The organism is Agrobacterium sp. NPDC090273 (assembly GCF_044772305.1).
Taxonomy (GTDB): Bacteria; Pseudomonadota; Alphaproteobacteria; order Rhizobiales; family Rhizobiaceae; genus Agrobacterium.
In genome coordinates this window covers 61,696-77,966 of sequence record NZ_JBIVYN010000008.1, presented here as the reverse complement: position 1 = coordinate 77,966, position 16,271 = coordinate 61,696, and the positions used below count along the sequence as shown (strand labels likewise).

The following is a 16,271-nucleotide window of genomic DNA, read 5'->3' as shown; positions in this document are numbered from 1 at the left end:
TGTGCATCAGTTGTCTGACCGCAACTTTTCACCGCTTCCAATTTCGAACAATCTCAAATTGGTATAGTTTTTTGAAGAAATGGTATAGGTTTTGGTTGCAGTGCAACAGGACCAGTCATGAAGCAGCTATTTCCCCGCCCCCACCTCTGCGACCGCATCATTGGCGAGAGGTCGGGCATCATTTTCTTGCGCGCGCCGGCGGGTGCGGGAAAAAGCGTTTTGCTGGATTTGCTGGCAATGCGCTTGGGGAAAGCCGTGTGCCGGACGCAACAGCCGCGCATGGTTGACGCCACTGATGGATGGTTGCTGTGGGATGTGCCAACCCATGTCCGTGCAGCGCGGCTTTCCGCCAACATCCTGGATGCGGCGCAACATGTGGTCATCGCCTGTCGCCCGGATCAACGCATCAGCGGGCTTGCACGGCAGATCCTGCATCGAGGTTCGGCCAACATCACCGCTCAGGATCTGGCATTCACCCAGGCGGAACTCCTGGCCCTTCCAGTCGATGAGGCACAAACAGCGTTTGAGGCCTACGCCGGCTGGCCGGCATTTTTGCCCCTTTCGTCGACGCCTGACGAACAATTATGCGCTGACTATCTGCGCGAGAATTACCTCCCACATCTGTCGCCATCTCAGACGGTCGCACTTTCTCTCTGGCTTGATAGCCCCCAGACCGAGCCGGACAAGGAGTGGGCCGAACTGCTACCACCGTTCCTGACCCGCAATCCGAGGGATCACCAACCGCTGATGCGGCTTTTGACCATGGCAGTTCAGGAGCGCCTTGCAGCACTTGAAGCAGGAAGTGCTGTGATGGAGATTGGAGCCGCGCTCGAAAAGGAGGGGCACTCGCTTTCTGCAATGGCGATGTTGCTCGGGCACGGCTACGAAACGCAAGCCGCGCAGATTCTGGAACGTGCTCACGGGCGCGAACTTATCTACCGGAGCAGTGTCACCACCTTCCGCGACATCATCATGCAGTTTTCACAAGAGATGATCGCCGCCAACGAGACGGTGCTGTTTGCCGTAACACGGGCTTTGCTCAAACAGGGTGAGCTGCAGCGTGTGCGGCATCTGCTCGGCAAGAACCTGGGGTCCGATTTTCTTGACCCGCTCAAGGTGTTGACGCGCGGTTCGCGTTTTTCATTTGCCGCGCGAACCTTCCGCCTCAACCTGATGATTGCAGAAGACTTTACACCCAACGACGCGATCATCCAGCGTCTCGGTGAGTTCATGGCCGACTATCCCATGGACGATCACGGCAAATGGGCGGCCTATTACAATGCGCTGCTTGAGTTTGAAATTCGTCGTCGCAATTTCCGGGAGGCTGAAGCGGCGGCTGCACGTGCCCTGATCTACCTCAACAAAATGGGCGGACAGCCTCTTCTGGAGTTCTTCATCCATCTTCACCAGATCGTTCTCAGGCTGATGAGTGGTGATGTCCTTCTGGCTCGAAGGGCAGCGCAGGATGCCCGACAAAAGCTGGAGCAGGTTCCACATGATGCTGTGCAGGAATTCAGAATGCTGAGTCTTGCTGAAGCATGCCTTGCCTATGAGACAGGGCGACCGCGCGATCTTCTGGCATTCGTGCAACAGGAATTCGAGCACTTCGCGGCTGCGGAAATCTGGCCGAGTCTGATGCAGTTTGCGCTCCAGTACGCGTCACAGGTTCTGATCGACCACTTCCCCATGACGGTCCGTCCCGGCTTCCTCGACGGATTGTGGATCCATCTTTCCGAGGGGCTACAATTCCACGCTATGATGGAGATCCGTACGGCAATCGCATATCAGAATGCCAATCGCTGGTCAGAAGCCGCTGCCACCCTGTCAGCAATTCGCATGCCGATGGGACGCAACTGGGTGGAAAGCGCCACAGACGATCTGTCGCGTCTGACGCGACGCGACGAAATCTCATACGTCATGGCCTGGTTACGTGATGCCGTACGACTATGGACGCCACGCCCTTATCTTTCGCGCCAGATAGAAGCCCTGCTGGCCAATCCGTATGTGACGAACCGCGAAAGGGTCGCATTGCAAATCTGGCAAGGTTACGCGGCGCACCAGCGGCGGGACAATGCCGCCGCCCGTGGTCACCTGTTGTCTGCTCTCGAAGCTTCGACCAGGCTTGGCTGCAATGGCGTGCTCTCAGAAGAGAGGCTTTTTCTGTCACCGCTTTTGAACAACCGGCGTATCCGCAGTTTCATCGAAACATCCTCAGATGTCAGAACTGCACTTGCGATCTTCGCCTCAGCAGTCAATTCGCCGCAGGCGCGCGCCCTGCACGGTGGGCTTTCTCAGCGGGAAGCGCAGATGCTGCAATTGCTGGCGAGTGGCATGCCGAACAAGAAGATCGCCCAGACGCTTAATATTTCTGAGGTGACGGTCAAATTTCACCTCGGAAACCTTTTTCGCAAACTTGGCTGCAGCAAACGCGCCGAAGCCATTCGCGGCGCCAAGGCGCTCGGCTGGCTCTAGAGCCGAAGCGCTTATTCGTAGATCGCACCATCCACGATAACCATCGGCCGGCCCTGCGAACAGGGTTCGATGCGGGCGTCGATGCGATAGATATCGCGCAGCATCTCCGATGTTATGACGTCTTCTGTCGTACCGCTGACCACCATTTCACCTCTTGAGATGACCATGGTGTTTTCGCAATAGCGGAGTGCGTGGTTGAGGTCGTGCAGCGCAATGAGGACGATCATACCAGTCTTGCGGGCAAGTTCCTGCACGAAGCTAAGAACTTCAATCTGCCGGTGAAGATCGAGTGCGGATGTCGGCTCATCCATCAGCAGGACCTCGGGCTTGCGCGCCAAAGCCTGCGCCAGCGAAACGAGCTGGCGCTGACCACCGGAAAGTTCACCAAGACCACGGAACGCCAAATTTTCGATTTTCAGCGCCTTGAGAATGGCGTCAATCTCAAACAATTCTTCATCGTTGACCCGCCAGCCACCCCCCTGCTTCGCCGAAAGAAGAATGGATTCATAGACCGTCAGGACAGCATTCGCGCCGGTATCCTGAGGCATATAGCAAATACCGCGGCTGCCTCTGGCCGTATCTGACAGTTCAACGAGACCTGGACCGGAAATAAGGCTCGCAATCCGTTTGAAAAGCGTCGACTTGCCCGCCGCATTCGGACCGATCACAGCAGTAACGCTTCCGCTCTGCAATGTATCGATACCAACTTTCGAAAGAACGACGACACGGCCGTAAGCGGCGCCGACGTCCTTGAGTGCCAAGGCTACCATGCGCGCCTCCTGTTGGAGAAGATGAGAATGAAGAAGAACGGAACACCGACAAGCGCCGTAATCACACCGATCGGCAAAATAGCGCCGGGGATCAACATCTTGCTCACGACAGACGTGACAGACAGCAAGAGCGCGCCGCAGATCACCGAACCTGGCAGGAAGAAGCGCTGGTCTTCACCAACCACCATGCGGGCAATGTGGGGACCGACGAGGCCAACGAAACCGATCGTACCGACGAACGAAACGGGGATTGCGGCAAGCAGGCTGACCGTCAGCATGGTTTGCAGACGCAGACGCCGGACATTCACGCCCATGCTAGCTGCCTTGTCATCACCAAGACGCAGCGCAGTCAGCGCCCAGGCGTTTTTCATGAACATCGGCACCGTGACGAGCAGAATGGCGCCGGTCACAAACACCTTGCTCCACGTGGCCTTCGTCAGGCTCCCCATCGTCCAGAACACAACGGCTGCCAACGCCTGTTCGGAGGCTAGATATTCGAGCAAAGAGAGTGCGGCATTGAAGGTAAAGACCAATGCGATACCCAGGAGAACGATGGTCTCAACGGTGACGCCGCGCATTGTCGAGGCAAAATGAATGAACATTGCTGCCAGCATCGCCATCAGGAACGCATTGATTGGAACCATGTACTCGACGGCACCGGGAAAAATCGCGATCCCGCCCACCAGTGCCAGGGCTGCACCGAAACTCGCAGCAGCCGAAATGCCGAGCGTAAAAGGGCTTGCAAGCGGGTTTGAAAGGATCGTCTGCATCTGCGCACCGGCGACCGAGAGCGATGCGCCGACAGTCACCGCCATCAGGGCAATCGGCATACGGATGTCCCAGATCACGACGCGAAGCTGGTTGGTGACAGCTGCCGGATCGAAGATCGCGCCAACCACTTCAGAAAGTGTGTAACGCGCCGGTCCCAGCGCCATATCGGTTGCCAAACTGAGGCAGAGTGCGACCACAAGACCGATGAGGATCAAAATTCTGCGTGCGGCAAGAGCGCGATACTGATCGCGCCCCGTCGTCTTCACGTGGGTTTCACCAAGGGAAGCCATTTAGTTCGAACCTTTTTCGAGTGAAACGAAATAACCCGACTTGTAGGTCACGGGTAGAAACGTCTTGTGGAATTCCTCGAAATTCTTCTCCGGGTCAAGGTCAGCAAACAGCTCGGGGTGAAACCACTTCGCAAATTGCTGGATCGGGAAAAACTCGTATGGCGCACCATAGAACTGGTGCCATGCAGCGTGGACATTGCCTTCCCTGACCGCCTTCAGGGTCGGGAACGGTGTGCGTGTCATCAGATTTTCGAGACGTTCACGAGCAAGAGTCATATCGGCACCGCGTCCAACCGGGACGAACTGGTTGATATCGGATTCCGCCGCCCAGTTAGAGCCTGTAACAATAACATGGTCCGGATCGGCCACGACGAGTTGCTCCGGATTGAGATCACCAAAGGTCGTCTTGATAACGTCGGCGCCAATATTGTGGCCGCCTGCCTGGTCCACCATCGCCCCAAAATTGACCGGCCCAAAGGTTCGGCAGCAGTTGTTTTCGCCGGAAATACCTGGCGAACGCTCGATAAACACGTTTGGACGCTTGAGGTCCTTCACCGCGGCAAGCCTGTCAGTCACCAGTGCGATCTGGGCGCGGCGATAGGCAATGAAATCTTCCGCACGCTGCTCCGCCCCGAAGATCTGGCCGAGAATACGGATCGAGTTTTCACTGTTCTTGTCGGGATTGATACGGAAATCGAGATAGACGACCTTGATGCCTGCAGCACCAGCCTTGTCCTCGAAGCCACTTTCCTTGGCGCTTTTTTCCGCTTCCAGATTGAGCGTGATGATGTCGGGAGAAAGCGCGATAGCCGTCTCCAGGCTAAAATCACCCTGCGGCACGTAACCGAAACGCGGCAGCTTTTCGATCTGCGGGAAGCGCTCCACATACGCTTTGTAACTGTCCGGGTCCTTGGTCAGCAGGTCATCGCGCCAGCCGACGATCGTGTCGAATGTCTTTTCGCCGCGCAAAGCTGCGATCACGTGGATTTGCCGCGCCTCGCCGACAATGACCCGCTTGGCGGGCAGATCAAGTTCAACCGTGCGGCCTGCCGCATCGGTGATCTGCGCTGAAAGAGCCGGTGTCGCAATCATCGCCAGAAATGCGAGAGCGATATGTTTGACCAGGTTGAACCGCATGGGCGGGGTCCTTTCGTTCTTCAAACAAAGATGGCGAAGCCGTGTTTTACGGCTTCGCCTGTTCCGCCAGCGCCCCCCATGCGCCGCCAGTCCTGTTCTGTTACTTTTCGTCCTTCAGAGAGACGAAGTAACCAGGCTTGTAGTCGAGTGGCAGGAAACGCGCGTGCAGTTCCTTGAATGTTGCTTCAGGGTCGAGATCCGCAAAGAGTTCCGGATGCAGCCACTTCGCCATCTCCTGAATGGCGACGAACTGATACGGATTGTTGTAGAACTGGTGCCAGATAGCGTGGACATTGCCGTCCTGAACCGCCTTGACGCCTGTGAACGCAGGGCGCTTCGTAAGGTCTTCGAGCTTGCGGCGCGCTTCCTTCAGATCTGCACCATAACCGACGCCAACCCACTTGCCGCCAGGAACATAGGCGTCCCACTTGCCACCGGTGACGATGATCTGGTCCGGGTTGGAGGCGATAACCTGCTCCGGGTTGACCGTGCCGAACGTGCCGGGAATGATGTCCTTGGCCATGTTGATGCCACCGGCGATCTCGACCATCTTGCCAAAGTTCTCATTGCCAAACGACATGCAGCAATCGTCGGAATAACCGCCTGCACGTTCGACGAAGACCACCGGCTTCTTCGGATTTTCCTTGTCAAGAACGTCGGTGACACGCTTGATGCTGTCAGAACGGAACTTGATGAAGTCTTCAGCCAGCGCCTCCTTGCCCATCAGCTTGCCCATGACGCGCATGCTCGGCTCGGTGTTTTCCATCGGCTTCTCACGGAAGTCGACATAGACCAGCGGAATACCGACCTTGCCGAGCTTTTCGATATAACCGGCTTCTTCCGTTGCGGTCTTCGCATCGATGTTCATCAGGATGACGTCGGGCTTCAACGCAACGGCCTGTTCGATGTCGAACGTGCCGTCCTTCATGCCGCCAAACGTCGGCAGCTTGGCAATATCGGGGTATTTCGCCAGATAGGCGTCATAGGTTTCCGGATCGGCCTTCGGCAGGTCGTCACGCCAGCCGACCACGTGCTTGAAAGGGTTTTCCTTGTCGAGTGCGGCCAGGAAGTAAATCTGGCGCCCCTCCCCGAGGATGACGTTGGAAACGGGGACATTGACCTCCACGTCACGACCCGTCACATCCTTGAGGGTGATCTTTTCGGCGAATGCCGGCCAGACAGCGGAAACAAGAAGGCCAAAAGTAAGCGCAGCAAATTTACCTGGGACGCGCATCGGATTATCTCTCCAGTGATGACTGTGCGGGCCTCTATTCTTTTATGACTGCCGTAGTCAACATTTATGTTTTAGAGCGGTTCTCAACTACCGACACGAAAGCCAGAAAAATGCACGAACTAGCCGAGCACGGACGAAACGACAGTCTTCGAGACGAAATAAAGGCCTATTGGTCGGGACGGGCTGCGACCTTTGACCTGTCCCCCGGCCACGAGATATTTTCCGACATCGAACGGGAGGCCTGGCACGCCCTGGTTCTGAAGCATCTTGGGCCGGGAGACGGCCGTGCAGCGCTTGATCTGGCGAGCGGTACGGGCGTCATTTCACATCTGATGGATGATCTCGGCTACCGCGTTACAGGCATGGACTGGTCTGAGGACATGCTGCAACTCGCACGGGCCAAGGCGAAGACACGTGGCCGAAATATCCGTTTCTTCGTCGGCGACGCCGAGAGAACCATGGAACCGGATGAAAGTGCTGACGTGATTATCACCCGGCATCTGGTCTGGACGCTTGTCGATCCGAAGGCAAGTTTTGAGGAGTGGTTCCGTGTTCTCAAACCTGGTGGACGCCTGCTCATCATCGACGGGGATTTCGTCAACACAGGTTTGCGAGAGCGCCTCGTCAAGAAGCTGGCCGCAATCCTTGAACGGACAGGCTTCATCAAAGCCGATCAGCCACACAGGCCGGCAGACAGCGCCAATACCTTCAACAGCATTCTTTCTCGTGTCTACTTTGCGAAGGGCGCTCGGGCCCCTGATGTCGCCGCCCTGCTTCGTGGCACCGGTTTCATGCCTGTCACCATCGACCAGGACCTGGGTGCGATCCACCGCGCACAGGCCAAGAACTTCACCTTCTTCAAAAGCGTTTTACGCGGCCTGCAACATCGCTACGCAGTTGTGGCCGTTAAACCCGATACCAGCCTGAAAGCCTGATGCTTTCGTCCCCGAGCCATCAGCCGTTCGCAGTCGTGCCGCAGCCCTTTACGCTTTGCGGCACGACAGAATGAAGCGACGGTAGACATAGGTTCGCAATCTATTGCGCAGATCTGCCGTCTTTCGTTGGGCCGCGGCGATCGGAGCATGTGACGCCGTCTGGACGTCGACGAAGCCCGCGCCCTCAATGAAGGGTTGCAGTTTTTCAACAGTAAGACCGTCTCCGAACGGCAGTCGGGTCATGATATTCTGGTGGCGATCACTCAGCGCGCCGTCATAGTGGTGATCCTTACCAAGCACCCGATCAATCAAGCCAACAGCAAATAGTGCAAGACGCCCAAACGACGCGGGTTTTGCCCAATCACCGTCAAAAATCAGAAGTTTACCGCCCGATCTCAAAACGCGATACCAGTCAGAAAATGCACGTTTCGGATCCGTCAGCGTCCAGACCAGATGCCGGCAGACAACTGCATCATAGTCGCCGTCCGGCTCCATCGTATTTTCCGCATCGGCGAGAATGAAGCGCGCTTTGGGATTGCCGGCATGTTTGCGCCTTGCAACTGCAAGCATATGCTCTGAAAAATCGAGCGCCGTGACCTCGTGTCCAAGTGACAGCAAGACATTCGTCACTTCCCCGGTTCCGCAGGCAAGTTCAAGCACCCGCAGCGGTTTCGTGCCAAGATGCTGCCTGGCAGCCTCTGCCCACGCATCCAGCTCGGGTCCCGGGGGTATGCGATGTCCAAAAGCCAGATCGAAGGTCTTTGAACGCTCTGACCAGTAGTCGCGGATGTCTTCCTTCAGGCCGTGGTTGATGCCGAATGCCTCGCTCAATTTCCCACCTCACCCGCACGTTGGAAGAGTGCATCCATCCGAGGCTTGGCCCGCCCCGGCACATCGATCGTCTTGTAGCTTTCCGGCAAGGATGCCTCGCCGACCTTGATGAGCATGACCATTCCCATTCCGTAATGCGGTGAGCATTTGATCCCGTAGAAACCCTGGGTCTCGAACGTCGTTACGAATTCGTCGTTGATCTTGCTCTTGAAACCTTCAACGCCATCCGGAACCATGCCGTCAATCGTCGCCGCATTGTGGCTTTTATGCGTGGGAACAAAGCGTACAACGTCGCCGGGTGAAATTTCCAGGAAATCGGGCTCGAAGACCATGGAGCCGTTTTCGCCGCGATTGAGCATCCTGACCTCAAAGGTTTCCGCCATCGCCTGCATTGAGAGACCGACTGTAAAGCAAAGCCCGAGCGTGATTGCCCTGATCATATGATTGATACCCTTTTCGGTGAATTTTTCTGCCTGTGCGCAGGCAAAAAGCGAATGTGACAAAAGCCGCTCTCGTCTGTCGTAACCACAGCCTCGACACCAAAGACTGCGCCGATGCGCGCGGGGGTGAGAACCTCGTGCGGCGATCCAATGGCGACAATCTGGCCCTTATCCATGACTGCAATCCGGTCGCAGAACATCGCCGCATGATTGAGGTCGTGAAGAGCTGCGACCACCGTCAACCCCTGCTTGCGCACGAGATCGAGGAGGCCGATCTGATGACCGATATCGAGATGGTTGGTCGGCTCGTCCAGGAGCAGTATCCGGGACTCCTGCGCCAATGCGCGCGCAATGTGCAATCGCTGGCGCTCGCCGCCTGACAGATGGTGCCAGCTCCGTTCGGCCTTATCGGACATATCGACGTCCGAGAGCGCCGTATCGACGATGGCATCATCCTTTTGCGACCAGCCGGAAAGCGGCCCGAGATAGGGTGTTCGTCCGAGTTCAACGGCCTGTCGCGCGGAAATTCGTTCCGTAGTTTCAGCTTGCTGCTCGACAAGTGCCAGTTTTCGGGCAAGTTCGCGGCGACCGAAAGATAAAAGCGGACGGCCTTCCACCATTACGTTGCCACGACGCGGACGGCGTATTCCCGCCAACATCGACAGGAGCGTGCTCTTGCCGGACCCGTTCGGTCCGATGATCCCAAAAAACTCGCCGGAACGCACATCAAATGATGCTCCGCGTACGATCTCGAGACTTCCGGCGCTCCAGTGCAAATCGTTCGCTGAAATGTTCATCGCCCGACCCTCTTCTGTCCAAGAAGGAACGCGAAGGCAGGCGCGCCAAACAGCGCCGTGATAACCCCGATCGGCAAAACCTGTCCGGGAATAACGATACGGGACAGAATGTCGGCGACGATCATGAAGACCGCACCCGTCAACGCCGTCACAGGCAGGAGAATGGCGTGGCGAACTCCGACCAACATGCGCGCGGCGTGCGGAATGACCAACCCGATAAAGCCGATTGAACCGACCAGCGACACCATCACTGCCGTCATCGTGGCCGAAACGCAGATCAATACTGCATAGACACCGCGGACAGGAACACCGAGAGATGCGGCTGCATTCGCGCCGAAGGAAAATGCATCGAGTGCTCGCGCATGCCACAAGCAGACGGCAAGCCCGACCAGGCAGACCGGGAGCGCCAACCAGACATCAGGCCAGCGAACACCGGAGAGGTTTCCAAGCAGCCAGAACATGATGCCGCGCGCCTGTTCGGCGTTTGCGGATTTCGTCACGACGAATGACGTAAGGGCATTAAAGAGCTGCGAGCCCGCGACACCAGCCAGGATGATGGCGCTATTTCCATGTCCCGCCCGAATTGCGAGCAGGCTGACGAGCGTGAAAGCAATGAGAGCGCCGATCAATGCACCGACAGGCATCGTCAGCATCCCAGCCCCGAAACCGAGCAGGGCGACGGCGACAGCCCCGGTGGATGCACCCGCGGAAATGCCGAGGATGTAAGGATCGGCAAGGGGATTACGCAGGAGTGATTGCAACACGGCCCCTGCTAGAGCAAGCGAGGCACCGCAACAGGCAGCCACCACGGCCCGGCTTAATCTGTAACTCCAGACGATCCCCTCATCGAGCGGTTCGAGTGGATAACCCGCATGGAAAACCCGGTTGGCGATGGTTTTGACAACGACATCGAAGGGGATCGACGTCTCACCGATGGCCGCACCTGCAACAAGCGCGGCAATCAGGAGAACAAGTGCGGCAACGGCCGCACTCACTCTGGTTGGATTGAGAAAACCCGGCCTCACTTGGCGAGGCCGGATGCGGCAATCGCCTCAGCCAGCGTCTCGATTCCTTCGATCGTCCGGATCGTCGGGTTCATGGCCTGCGCATCCATGTCGAAGATGTGGCCTTCCTTGACTGCGGGCATGATGCTTGCAACGGGATCGCTGGCAAGGAATTCGCGTTTCACAACGACATCATCTGCGGGGAAGCGACGGCGGTCCATCTTTCCGGCCACGATGATGGTCGGATTAGCCTTGGCCACGGTTTCCCAACCGACGGTCGGCCATTCCTCATCGCTTTCGATGACGTTTTTAATGCCAAGCGCAGACATGATGTAACCCGGGGCACCCTTGCGACCGGCGACATAAGGATCGATATCGAGTTCGGCGCTGGAGAACCAGAAAACGGCAGAAAGCTTTCCTTCAGCCGACGCGAGCTTGGCGCGCGCCGCTTCCTCACGCGTTTTGAGGTCATTGACGATTTCTTCGCCGCGATCCTGAACGTTGAAGATCTTCGCGAGATCGCGAACCTCCTGATAGATCAGATCCATCGTGAAAACTTCGTTTCGCACGCCGTCACCACCACCCGAATTGTCCTTGCCCATGCAGTCGGCAGGAGAGGTGTAGACCGGAATGCCCAGTTCCTCGAATTGCTCGGGGGTTGCAACGACACCTTCTGGGCCGATCTGCCACTGAAATTGTGTCGTCACCAGATCCGGCTTTTTGCCGATCACTGCTTCAAAGCTTGGATCGTTATCTGCCAATCGCTCAATCTTGGCATTGGCGTCCTCGTAGCCTTTCAGGACCGGGCCGATCCACAGAGCCGTACCGGCGACCTTGTCGGAAAGTCCGAGCAGGTAAAGAACTTCCGTTGTACTCTGACCTACGGATACGGTGCGTGTCGGAGCCTGCTTGAAATTGATCTCGCGACCGCAATTGTTGATTGTCAGCGGATAGGTGGTTTCGGCGGCATGTACCGGCTGCGCGAGGGGAAAAACAGCAATGGCAGATGCAAACAAGGTCGCGCCAAAGGACAAAGGTTTAAATTCGAACATGCGTTCTCCAGTCAGTGTGTTTGCGTCGTGTGATGAGAAAAATTGCAAAGCGTCAAAGCGCATTGCGACAAACGTCCGACATTCCTGGAAATGGAGAACAAGACACGGAACACATGTCCGCGCGTGAAGGTATCATAACCTGCTCCTCTTCCGGGCATCCCCGCCCGTAATGATGGTCGTTGTTCTGACGGCAGGTCTCCTGGCTCACGAATATCTATCGTCCACCTACCTTCCCGCATCTCTTCCAGATGCAGTGGCATGACGCCTCAAGCGCCACGAGGATGGACGGTAATCCGCTTACAGTTGCGGGGGCAGCCATGGCATTGAACCGTCAAGCAGGTCCGCACCATGTTCCCTATTAATCCCCTCACCCTTTGGGTTCGAGGAACCGTCGTCCGTTGACATACGCAGCAACGCCCGGTGCGTCAATGCCTTGCCGGCATCCAGATGCTCCGATGAATTGCGTTTCTCTTCTTGGGGGAGAATGGAAAGAAATGTCTTGGCGTCGCGGAGCCTCGAAAATCCGAGCCGACGCCTGCACTTTCAGCGCGAAAAGCCCGACAAACAGGCTTGCAGAGGAATTCGCTAAAAACTACTTAGTAAGTTGAAAACAATCGATCCGGCATTTCAGAGTAAGCCGGTTGCACCCGGGCGGAACAATGCTGACGAAAAAAGGCAAATACGGACTGAAGGCTCTCGTTGATCTGGCACGCCTTCCGCCTGGTGAGACGGCCTTCGTGACCGAGATTGCAACGCGCAACAATATTCCAAAGAAATTCCTCGATACGATCCTTCTGGAATTGCGAAATACCGGCATTCTGCGTTCAAAAAAGGGTCCGAACGGCGGTTATTCGCTGTCGAAAATGCCAAACGAGATCATGATCGGACAGGTCATCCGGACGCTTGATGGCCCCTTGGCACCCATCCGTTGCGCCAGCCGCACCGCTTTCGAAGCATGCGATGACTGTGACGATCCGGATAACTGTCAGGTAAGGTTGTCGATGACAGACGTTCGAGACGCCATCGCAACCATCCTCGACAATATGACACTCGCCCAATTCGTGGAAAAGGACGCCGCAAGCGCTCAATCCATCCCAGCCGGCAAATAACGGCGTAACAGCCTACCGACTGAGCAGGTCACTACCGAGAACAGCGACCGGATGACTTGTGCTGTCTGTCGCGGCGCTTCTCATTCTGGTCATCAATATCTCGAGAGCGGCGGCGCTATGCCGGACGGATTGAACAGTAACATGCTCAGCGCCGACCTGTGCCGCATCGATGATTGCTGCGACACGCGCGATTTGCGCCTTCAACAACTCGGTCCCAAGATAGGCCTCGCCGACTTCAAGCTCTGTGACACCCTCATTTGTCGGGCTGCGTTCAATCAGATCGGATAGGATGCACTGCGTCTGCCCAAGCAGAATTGCCGCGCGCAGCAGGGTTGCGACCGAAATCGGAAGGTTTTCTGCGCCTAAGGTGAGCGGCAAAACGTCATCGACGCGCAGGTCCGTCTCCACGGCAGCGGATCGCCGGTTTTTCACCACGACGAGTACGGGCTGGCGAAGATAATTGAGCGCGGGCATGACGATCCAGTCGACATCGGAACGAACAGACGTCAGCCGCGCATCGGAAACCCAAAATGACAAGTCGTCCCCGAGCAGTACCGGGTGCTCCGGATCAGGAGAATCTCCAACCAGAAAAAATGTCTCTCCAAAACCTGCCCGGGCAAAGAGCGCTCTACGTTGATCTTCACTCCCGGCGTTGCGAACAAACTCCAGAGCTTTGAAGTGATCAGCAAGGCGCCGCGCAACATCAGCATCCGCTTCTGCGATAATCGTTACAACCTGCGCCAAAATATCGTTTGTCACGTCCGCACCACCGAGATCGCTCGGAACAGATAGCGAAAGCAGTCCCGAATGCGACATCGCCTCGTGGACCCGGTCAGCCGTCTCCAGGCCGCATATACGGGCAATTGCGCGCGCTGCGGTCAGGATATCGTCGTCAGCGAAAAGTTGTGGCGGAACGGAGCGTATCTTCTCATTGAACTGCGTAACAGAACCCATGCTCAACTCCCTCAAAAGCTTCAAACACAGATAGCGGGATACTCATCTCGCGCGCAGCGTCACCAGGGCTTAGCCCAGCGCGTGATAGCGACCATTCTGGTAGACAAGCGAGGCACCATTGCCGATCCGGATTGCTTCCACCTTGCCGATGACGATGACATGGCTGTGCCGTTCGATGGCCTCTTCCACCGTGCAATCGATGGCCGCGACGGCGTCTTCTAATATCGGTGCCCCGCTGGCAAGCCTGGTCCACTCCGCGCCGCGATAACGCTCAACGCCCTTCAGGCCACCGATGCCGGCAAACTGGTTTGCAACGAACTGGTGGTGCTCGCCGATGATATTGATGGCAAGGTGGCCAAAGCGTTGAACAATCGGCCACGTCGAGGAAGACCGGTTCAAGGCGACAAGCATTCTTGGAGGATCGACAGACAAGGCAGTGGCCGAGGTCACCGTTGCTCCAGTGCGCAACTCACCCTCACCTGCCGTCACGAGACTGACACCGCCGCCAAGCGCTCTCAGCGCAACCTTCAGACTATCGGCATCGGCGACACGGTCCGAAACGCTCCCCTTTGCAGCCCTGAACTGTTCATCATTTGCGGCAAATTGCACTGTCATGGAAAGCTCCCGAAATCATTTGCATTGTCTAAACAGTTAGCGGGCCGGGCGATTTCTACACAGGCATTCTTTTTCATATTTGATATATTATATGGAATTAATGTTTTAATTGCTGACGACGCGCAGCGTCGCCATGCGCCTGCGCTGCGACGCGAAGCAATCTCCGCGCCGCCAATCGATCATGATCCAGATGCAAGCTTGATGTTGCCGCCATGACCTCCGCCACCGAAGGCCTGTCTAGCGCCAAAGGATGAGCGGATTTGATTTCGCGGCGCGCCGAGACCAATTTCGGGGAACAGCAGTTCCGAAACGCGGTACGCTTCCTCTAGATGAGGGTACCCGGAGGCAATCACAGTGTCGATGCCGAGATCCTGATATTCCCGCAAGCGGGCAGCGACGGTTTTGGGTGAACCGACCAAAGCCGTTCCGGCGCCCGAGCGAACAAGTCCGATACCTGCCCATAAATTTGGAGAGACTTCTAGGCTGTCGCGTCGACCGTTGTGCAAAGCCTGCATGCGCGCCTGGCCAACGGAATCGGATGCCTTGGAAAAGACCTCCTGCGCGGCGGCAATTGTTTCATCGGAAAGTTTTGAAATCAGCCTGCCCGCATCCGCCCACGCTTCTTCGTCGGTCTCTCGCACAATGAAGTGCAGCCGAATTCCGAACGTCACTTCGCGGCCCTGTTTTGCAGCGGCGGCGCGCACCTTGGCGATCTTTTCGCCAACCTGTGCCGGCGGTTCGCCCCAGGTGAGATATTTATCGGTGATGCCTGCAGAAAACTCGATCCCCGCGTCCGACGACCCACCGAAATAAATTGGCGGACGCTCCTGAACGGGCGGCAAGCCCAGTCTTGCATCATGTGCCTTGATGTATTTTCCGTCGAGATTGGCTTTGCCGGTTTCAATCAGTGAATTGAAAACCTCGAAAAATTCTCCAGCATGATCGTAACGCTCGTCATGCGGCAAGAAGATACCGTCACCCGCCAGTTCCTGCGAACTTCCGCCCACAACAATGTTGAGCAACAAACGCCCGCGAGAGACGCGATCGAGCGTGGATGCCATACGTGCATAATAGGCTGGTGAAGCGACACCCGGCCTTATGGCAACGAGAAACTTCAGTTTTTCCGTATGGGCAGCGAGATTGGCTGCGAGAATGAACGATTCTTCGCAGGCAACGCCCGTTGGAATGAGTCCGCCGGAATAACCGAGGCGATCGGCAGCCTGGGCAATTTCCTTGAAATAGTCGGGATCCGCAGGGCGTGAGAGGTCGTCCGAGCCAAGATAACTCCCGTCACCCGAGGAAGGTATGAACCAAAGAAAATCGAGCGGCTTATCTGTCTTGCTCATTGAGAAACCTCTGCAGTTTGCCCGGCTGGGCTTCCTAGACCGAGGTAAAAGGGTAGCCATTTCTCCGAGGCATTTAAGAAATTTTGTTCCAATTTGCGATCAGGAGAGAGAGTTTCTCTCTACACAAGGATGTAATCACGTCGAGCGCGGCACGACGGGTGCGAAGCCGATCCCGCCTGTCCCACCCTGTTTGACTAGAGCACCGGGTGGAAGCCGAACGTCGCAAATGCGATTTCGGAGATCTCTTTCCTCTCCAGCTCCAGATCGGTTTTCTCCGGCTCCTTTTCCAAGTCTCCGGTGACTGGCACGTCAAAATCCGGCGATGGCCTCGAAGGAGCGTTACGGGTCGAGCCAATGAAATCGAACGCAAATGATTGCAGTGCTTGCAGCATGGTCAGCCTCCAGCAACGAGATCGTCATATCGTTAAGTGAAAGGCCCGGACCGTCAAGATTTTCCACTAAATCACTATTCTATTTTCGCGTTCGCACACGATGGTTTCAACCCGGAAAATTC

The 16,271-nt window shown here is 56.5% G+C and carries 16 protein-coding genes and 1 riboswitch; of the genes, 3 read left to right on the top strand and 13 right to left on the bottom strand.

The genetic code is table 11. The features are described 5' to 3' along the window. Positions 1 to 117 precede the first annotated feature (117 nt). Positions 118 to 2,472 carry a LuxR C-terminal-related transcriptional regulator gene (locus ACIQT8_RS20430; RefSeq protein ID WP_400968944.1) on the top strand — a complete coding sequence of 785 codons (2,355 nt, stop codon included), beginning with the start codon at positions 118 to 120 and terminating at the stop codon, positions 2,470 to 2,472. A gap of 11 nt (positions 2,473 to 2,483) precedes the next feature. On the opposite strand, the gene ACIQT8_RS20425 is transcribed toward ACIQT8_RS20430, so the two are convergent. The 4 genes from ACIQT8_RS20425 to ACIQT8_RS20410 form a co-directional block, all read right to left on the bottom strand. Beyond that, positions 2,484 to 3,242, bottom strand: a complete 759-nt coding sequence (locus tag ACIQT8_RS20425; protein WP_138792848.1) for an ABC transporter ATP-binding protein — start codon at positions 3,240 to 3,242, stop codon at positions 2,484 to 2,486. Continuing rightward, entirely contained in the window at positions 3,236 to 4,303 is a 1,068-nt protein-coding gene (locus ACIQT8_RS20420) for a FecCD family ABC transporter permease (protein ID WP_400968939.1), read from the bottom strand. Before ACIQT8_RS20420 ends, ACIQT8_RS20425 begins: the two co-directional genes overlap by 7 nt. Continuing rightward, complete coding sequence (locus ACIQT8_RS20415; protein ID WP_400968936.1) at positions 4,304 to 5,440, bottom strand: ABC transporter substrate-binding protein; 1,137 nt, start codon at positions 5,438 to 5,440, stop codon at positions 4,304 to 4,306. It abuts the gene before it with no gap. A gap of 100 nt (positions 5,441 to 5,540) precedes the next feature. Next, positions 5,541 to 6,674 (bottom strand): ABC transporter substrate-binding protein, encoded by a 1,134-nt coding sequence (locus ACIQT8_RS20410; RefSeq protein ID WP_400968933.1) that lies wholly within the window; start codon positions 6,672 to 6,674, stop codon positions 5,541 to 5,543. Positions 6,675 to 6,784: 110 nt separating this feature from the next. Here ACIQT8_RS20410 and ACIQT8_RS20405 point away from each other — a divergent pair, with 110 nt between their 5' ends. Then, a complete protein-coding gene (locus ACIQT8_RS20405; RefSeq protein ID WP_400968931.1) occupies positions 6,785 to 7,609 on the top strand; it encodes a class I SAM-dependent methyltransferase in 825 nt (274 codons plus the stop codon). 48 nt (positions 7,610 to 7,657) lie between these two features. Here ACIQT8_RS20405 and ACIQT8_RS20400 read toward each other — a convergent pair whose 3' ends face one another. From ACIQT8_RS20400 to ACIQT8_RS20380, 5 genes are read right to left on the bottom strand one after another with little or no spacing between them, the layout of a single operon-like run. Beyond that, the gene (locus tag ACIQT8_RS20400; protein ID WP_400968928.1) at positions 7,658 to 8,440 is read right to left on the bottom strand and encodes a class I SAM-dependent methyltransferase; all 783 of its coding nucleotides are present in this window, start codon (positions 8,438 to 8,440) and stop codon (positions 7,658 to 7,660) included. After that, positions 8,437 to 8,880 carry a pseudoazurin gene (locus ACIQT8_RS20395; protein WP_400968925.1) on the bottom strand — a complete coding sequence of 148 codons (444 nt, stop codon included), beginning with the start codon at positions 8,878 to 8,880 and terminating at the stop codon, positions 8,437 to 8,439. The genes ACIQT8_RS20400 and ACIQT8_RS20395 overlap by 4 nt, the downstream gene beginning before the upstream one ends. Next, positions 8,877 to 9,677: an ABC transporter ATP-binding protein gene (locus tag ACIQT8_RS20390; protein WP_400968922.1), complete on the bottom strand. Its 801-nt coding sequence runs from the start codon at positions 9,675 to 9,677 to the stop codon at positions 8,877 to 8,879. Before ACIQT8_RS20390 ends, ACIQT8_RS20395 begins: the two co-directional genes overlap by 4 nt. Continuing rightward, entirely contained in the window at positions 9,674 to 10,672 is a 999-nt protein-coding gene (locus tag ACIQT8_RS20385; RefSeq protein WP_400968919.1) for a FecCD family ABC transporter permease, read from the bottom strand. Before ACIQT8_RS20385 ends, ACIQT8_RS20390 begins: the two co-directional genes overlap by 4 nt. A gap of 26 nt (positions 10,673 to 10,698) precedes the next feature. After that, positions 10,699 to 11,697, bottom strand: coding sequence for an ABC transporter substrate-binding protein (locus ACIQT8_RS20380; RefSeq protein ID WP_400969227.1), 999 nt, complete (start codon positions 11,695 to 11,697; stop codon positions 10,699 to 10,701). Positions 11,698 to 11,904: 207 nt separating this feature from the next. Continuing rightward, positions 11,905 to 12,141: riboswitch (cobalamin riboswitch) on the bottom strand. A gap of 251 nt (positions 12,142 to 12,392) precedes the next feature. Between ACIQT8_RS20380 and ACIQT8_RS20375 the strand changes: the two genes are divergently transcribed. After that, positions 12,393 to 12,842 carry an Rrf2 family transcriptional regulator gene (locus tag ACIQT8_RS20375; RefSeq protein ID WP_138792857.1) on the top strand — a complete coding sequence of 150 codons (450 nt, stop codon included), beginning with the start codon at positions 12,393 to 12,395 and terminating at the stop codon, positions 12,840 to 12,842. A gap of 12 nt (positions 12,843 to 12,854) precedes the next feature. On the opposite strand, the gene ACIQT8_RS20370 is transcribed toward ACIQT8_RS20375, so the two are convergent. The 4 genes from ACIQT8_RS20370 to ACIQT8_RS20355 form a co-directional block, all read right to left on the bottom strand. Next, entirely contained in the window at positions 12,855 to 13,796 is a 942-nt protein-coding gene (locus ACIQT8_RS20370) for an acyl-CoA dehydrogenase (protein WP_400968915.1), read from the bottom strand. A gap of 69 nt (positions 13,797 to 13,865) precedes the next feature. After that, the gene (locus ACIQT8_RS20365; protein WP_400968912.1) at positions 13,866 to 14,411 is read right to left on the bottom strand and encodes a flavin reductase family protein; all 546 of its coding nucleotides are present in this window, start codon (positions 14,409 to 14,411) and stop codon (positions 13,866 to 13,868) included. A gap of 179 nt (positions 14,412 to 14,590) precedes the next feature. Next, positions 14,591 to 15,757, bottom strand: coding sequence for an FMNH2-dependent alkanesulfonate monooxygenase (ssuD, locus tag ACIQT8_RS20360; protein ID WP_400968909.1), 1,167 nt, complete (start codon positions 15,755 to 15,757; stop codon positions 14,591 to 14,593). A 194-nt stretch (positions 15,758 to 15,951) separates the two neighbouring features. Then, positions 15,952 to 16,149: a hypothetical protein gene (locus ACIQT8_RS20355; RefSeq protein WP_262526716.1), complete on the bottom strand. Its 198-nt coding sequence runs from the start codon at positions 16,147 to 16,149 to the stop codon at positions 15,952 to 15,954. Between the last annotated feature and the right edge of the window lie 122 nt (positions 16,150 to 16,271).

What these genes read in the sequence shown, in the direction of transcription:
- ACIQT8_RS20375 (WP_138792857.1), top strand. Translation starts at nt 12,393, where the DNA reads ATGCTGACGAAAAAAGGCAAATACGGACTGAAGGCTCTCGTTGATCTG.
- ACIQT8_RS20425 (WP_138792848.1), bottom strand. Translation starts at nt 3,242, where the DNA reads ATGGTAGCCTTGGCACTCAAGGACGTCGGCGCCGCTTACGGCCGTGTC.
- ACIQT8_RS20430 (WP_400968944.1), top strand. Translation starts at nt 118, where the DNA reads ATGAAGCAGCTATTTCCCCGCCCCCACCTCTGCGACCGCATCATTGGC.
- ACIQT8_RS20365 (WP_400968912.1), bottom strand. Translation starts at nt 14,411, where the DNA reads ATGACAGTGCAATTTGCCGCAAATGATGAACAGTTCAGGGCTGCAAAG.
- ACIQT8_RS20370 (WP_400968915.1), bottom strand. Translation starts at nt 13,796, where the DNA reads ATGGGTTCTGTTACGCAGTTCAATGAGAAGATACGCTCCGTTCCGCCA.
- ACIQT8_RS20355 (WP_262526716.1), bottom strand. Translation starts at nt 16,149, where the DNA reads ATGCTGCAAGCACTGCAATCATTTGCGTTCGATTTCATTGGCTCGACC.
- ACIQT8_RS20405 (WP_400968931.1), top strand. Translation starts at nt 6,785, where the DNA reads ATGCACGAACTAGCCGAGCACGGACGAAACGACAGTCTTCGAGACGAA.
- ACIQT8_RS20415 (WP_400968936.1), bottom strand. Translation starts at nt 5,440, where the DNA reads ATGCGGTTCAACCTGGTCAAACATATCGCTCTCGCATTTCTGGCGATG.
- ACIQT8_RS20390 (WP_400968922.1), bottom strand. Translation starts at nt 9,677, where the DNA reads ATGAACATTTCAGCGAACGATTTGCACTGGAGCGCCGGAAGTCTCGAG.
- ssuD (WP_400968909.1), bottom strand. Translation starts at nt 15,757, where the DNA reads ATGAGCAAGACAGATAAGCCGCTCGATTTTCTTTGGTTCATACCTTCC.
- ACIQT8_RS20410 (WP_400968933.1), bottom strand. Translation starts at nt 6,674, where the DNA reads ATGCGCGTCCCAGGTAAATTTGCTGCGCTTACTTTTGGCCTTCTTGTT.
- ACIQT8_RS20420 (WP_400968939.1), bottom strand. Translation starts at nt 4,303, where the DNA reads ATGGCTTCCCTTGGTGAAACCCACGTGAAGACGACGGGGCGCGATCAG.
- ACIQT8_RS20395 (WP_400968925.1), bottom strand. Translation starts at nt 8,880, where the DNA reads ATGATCAGGGCAATCACGCTCGGGCTTTGCTTTACAGTCGGTCTCTCA.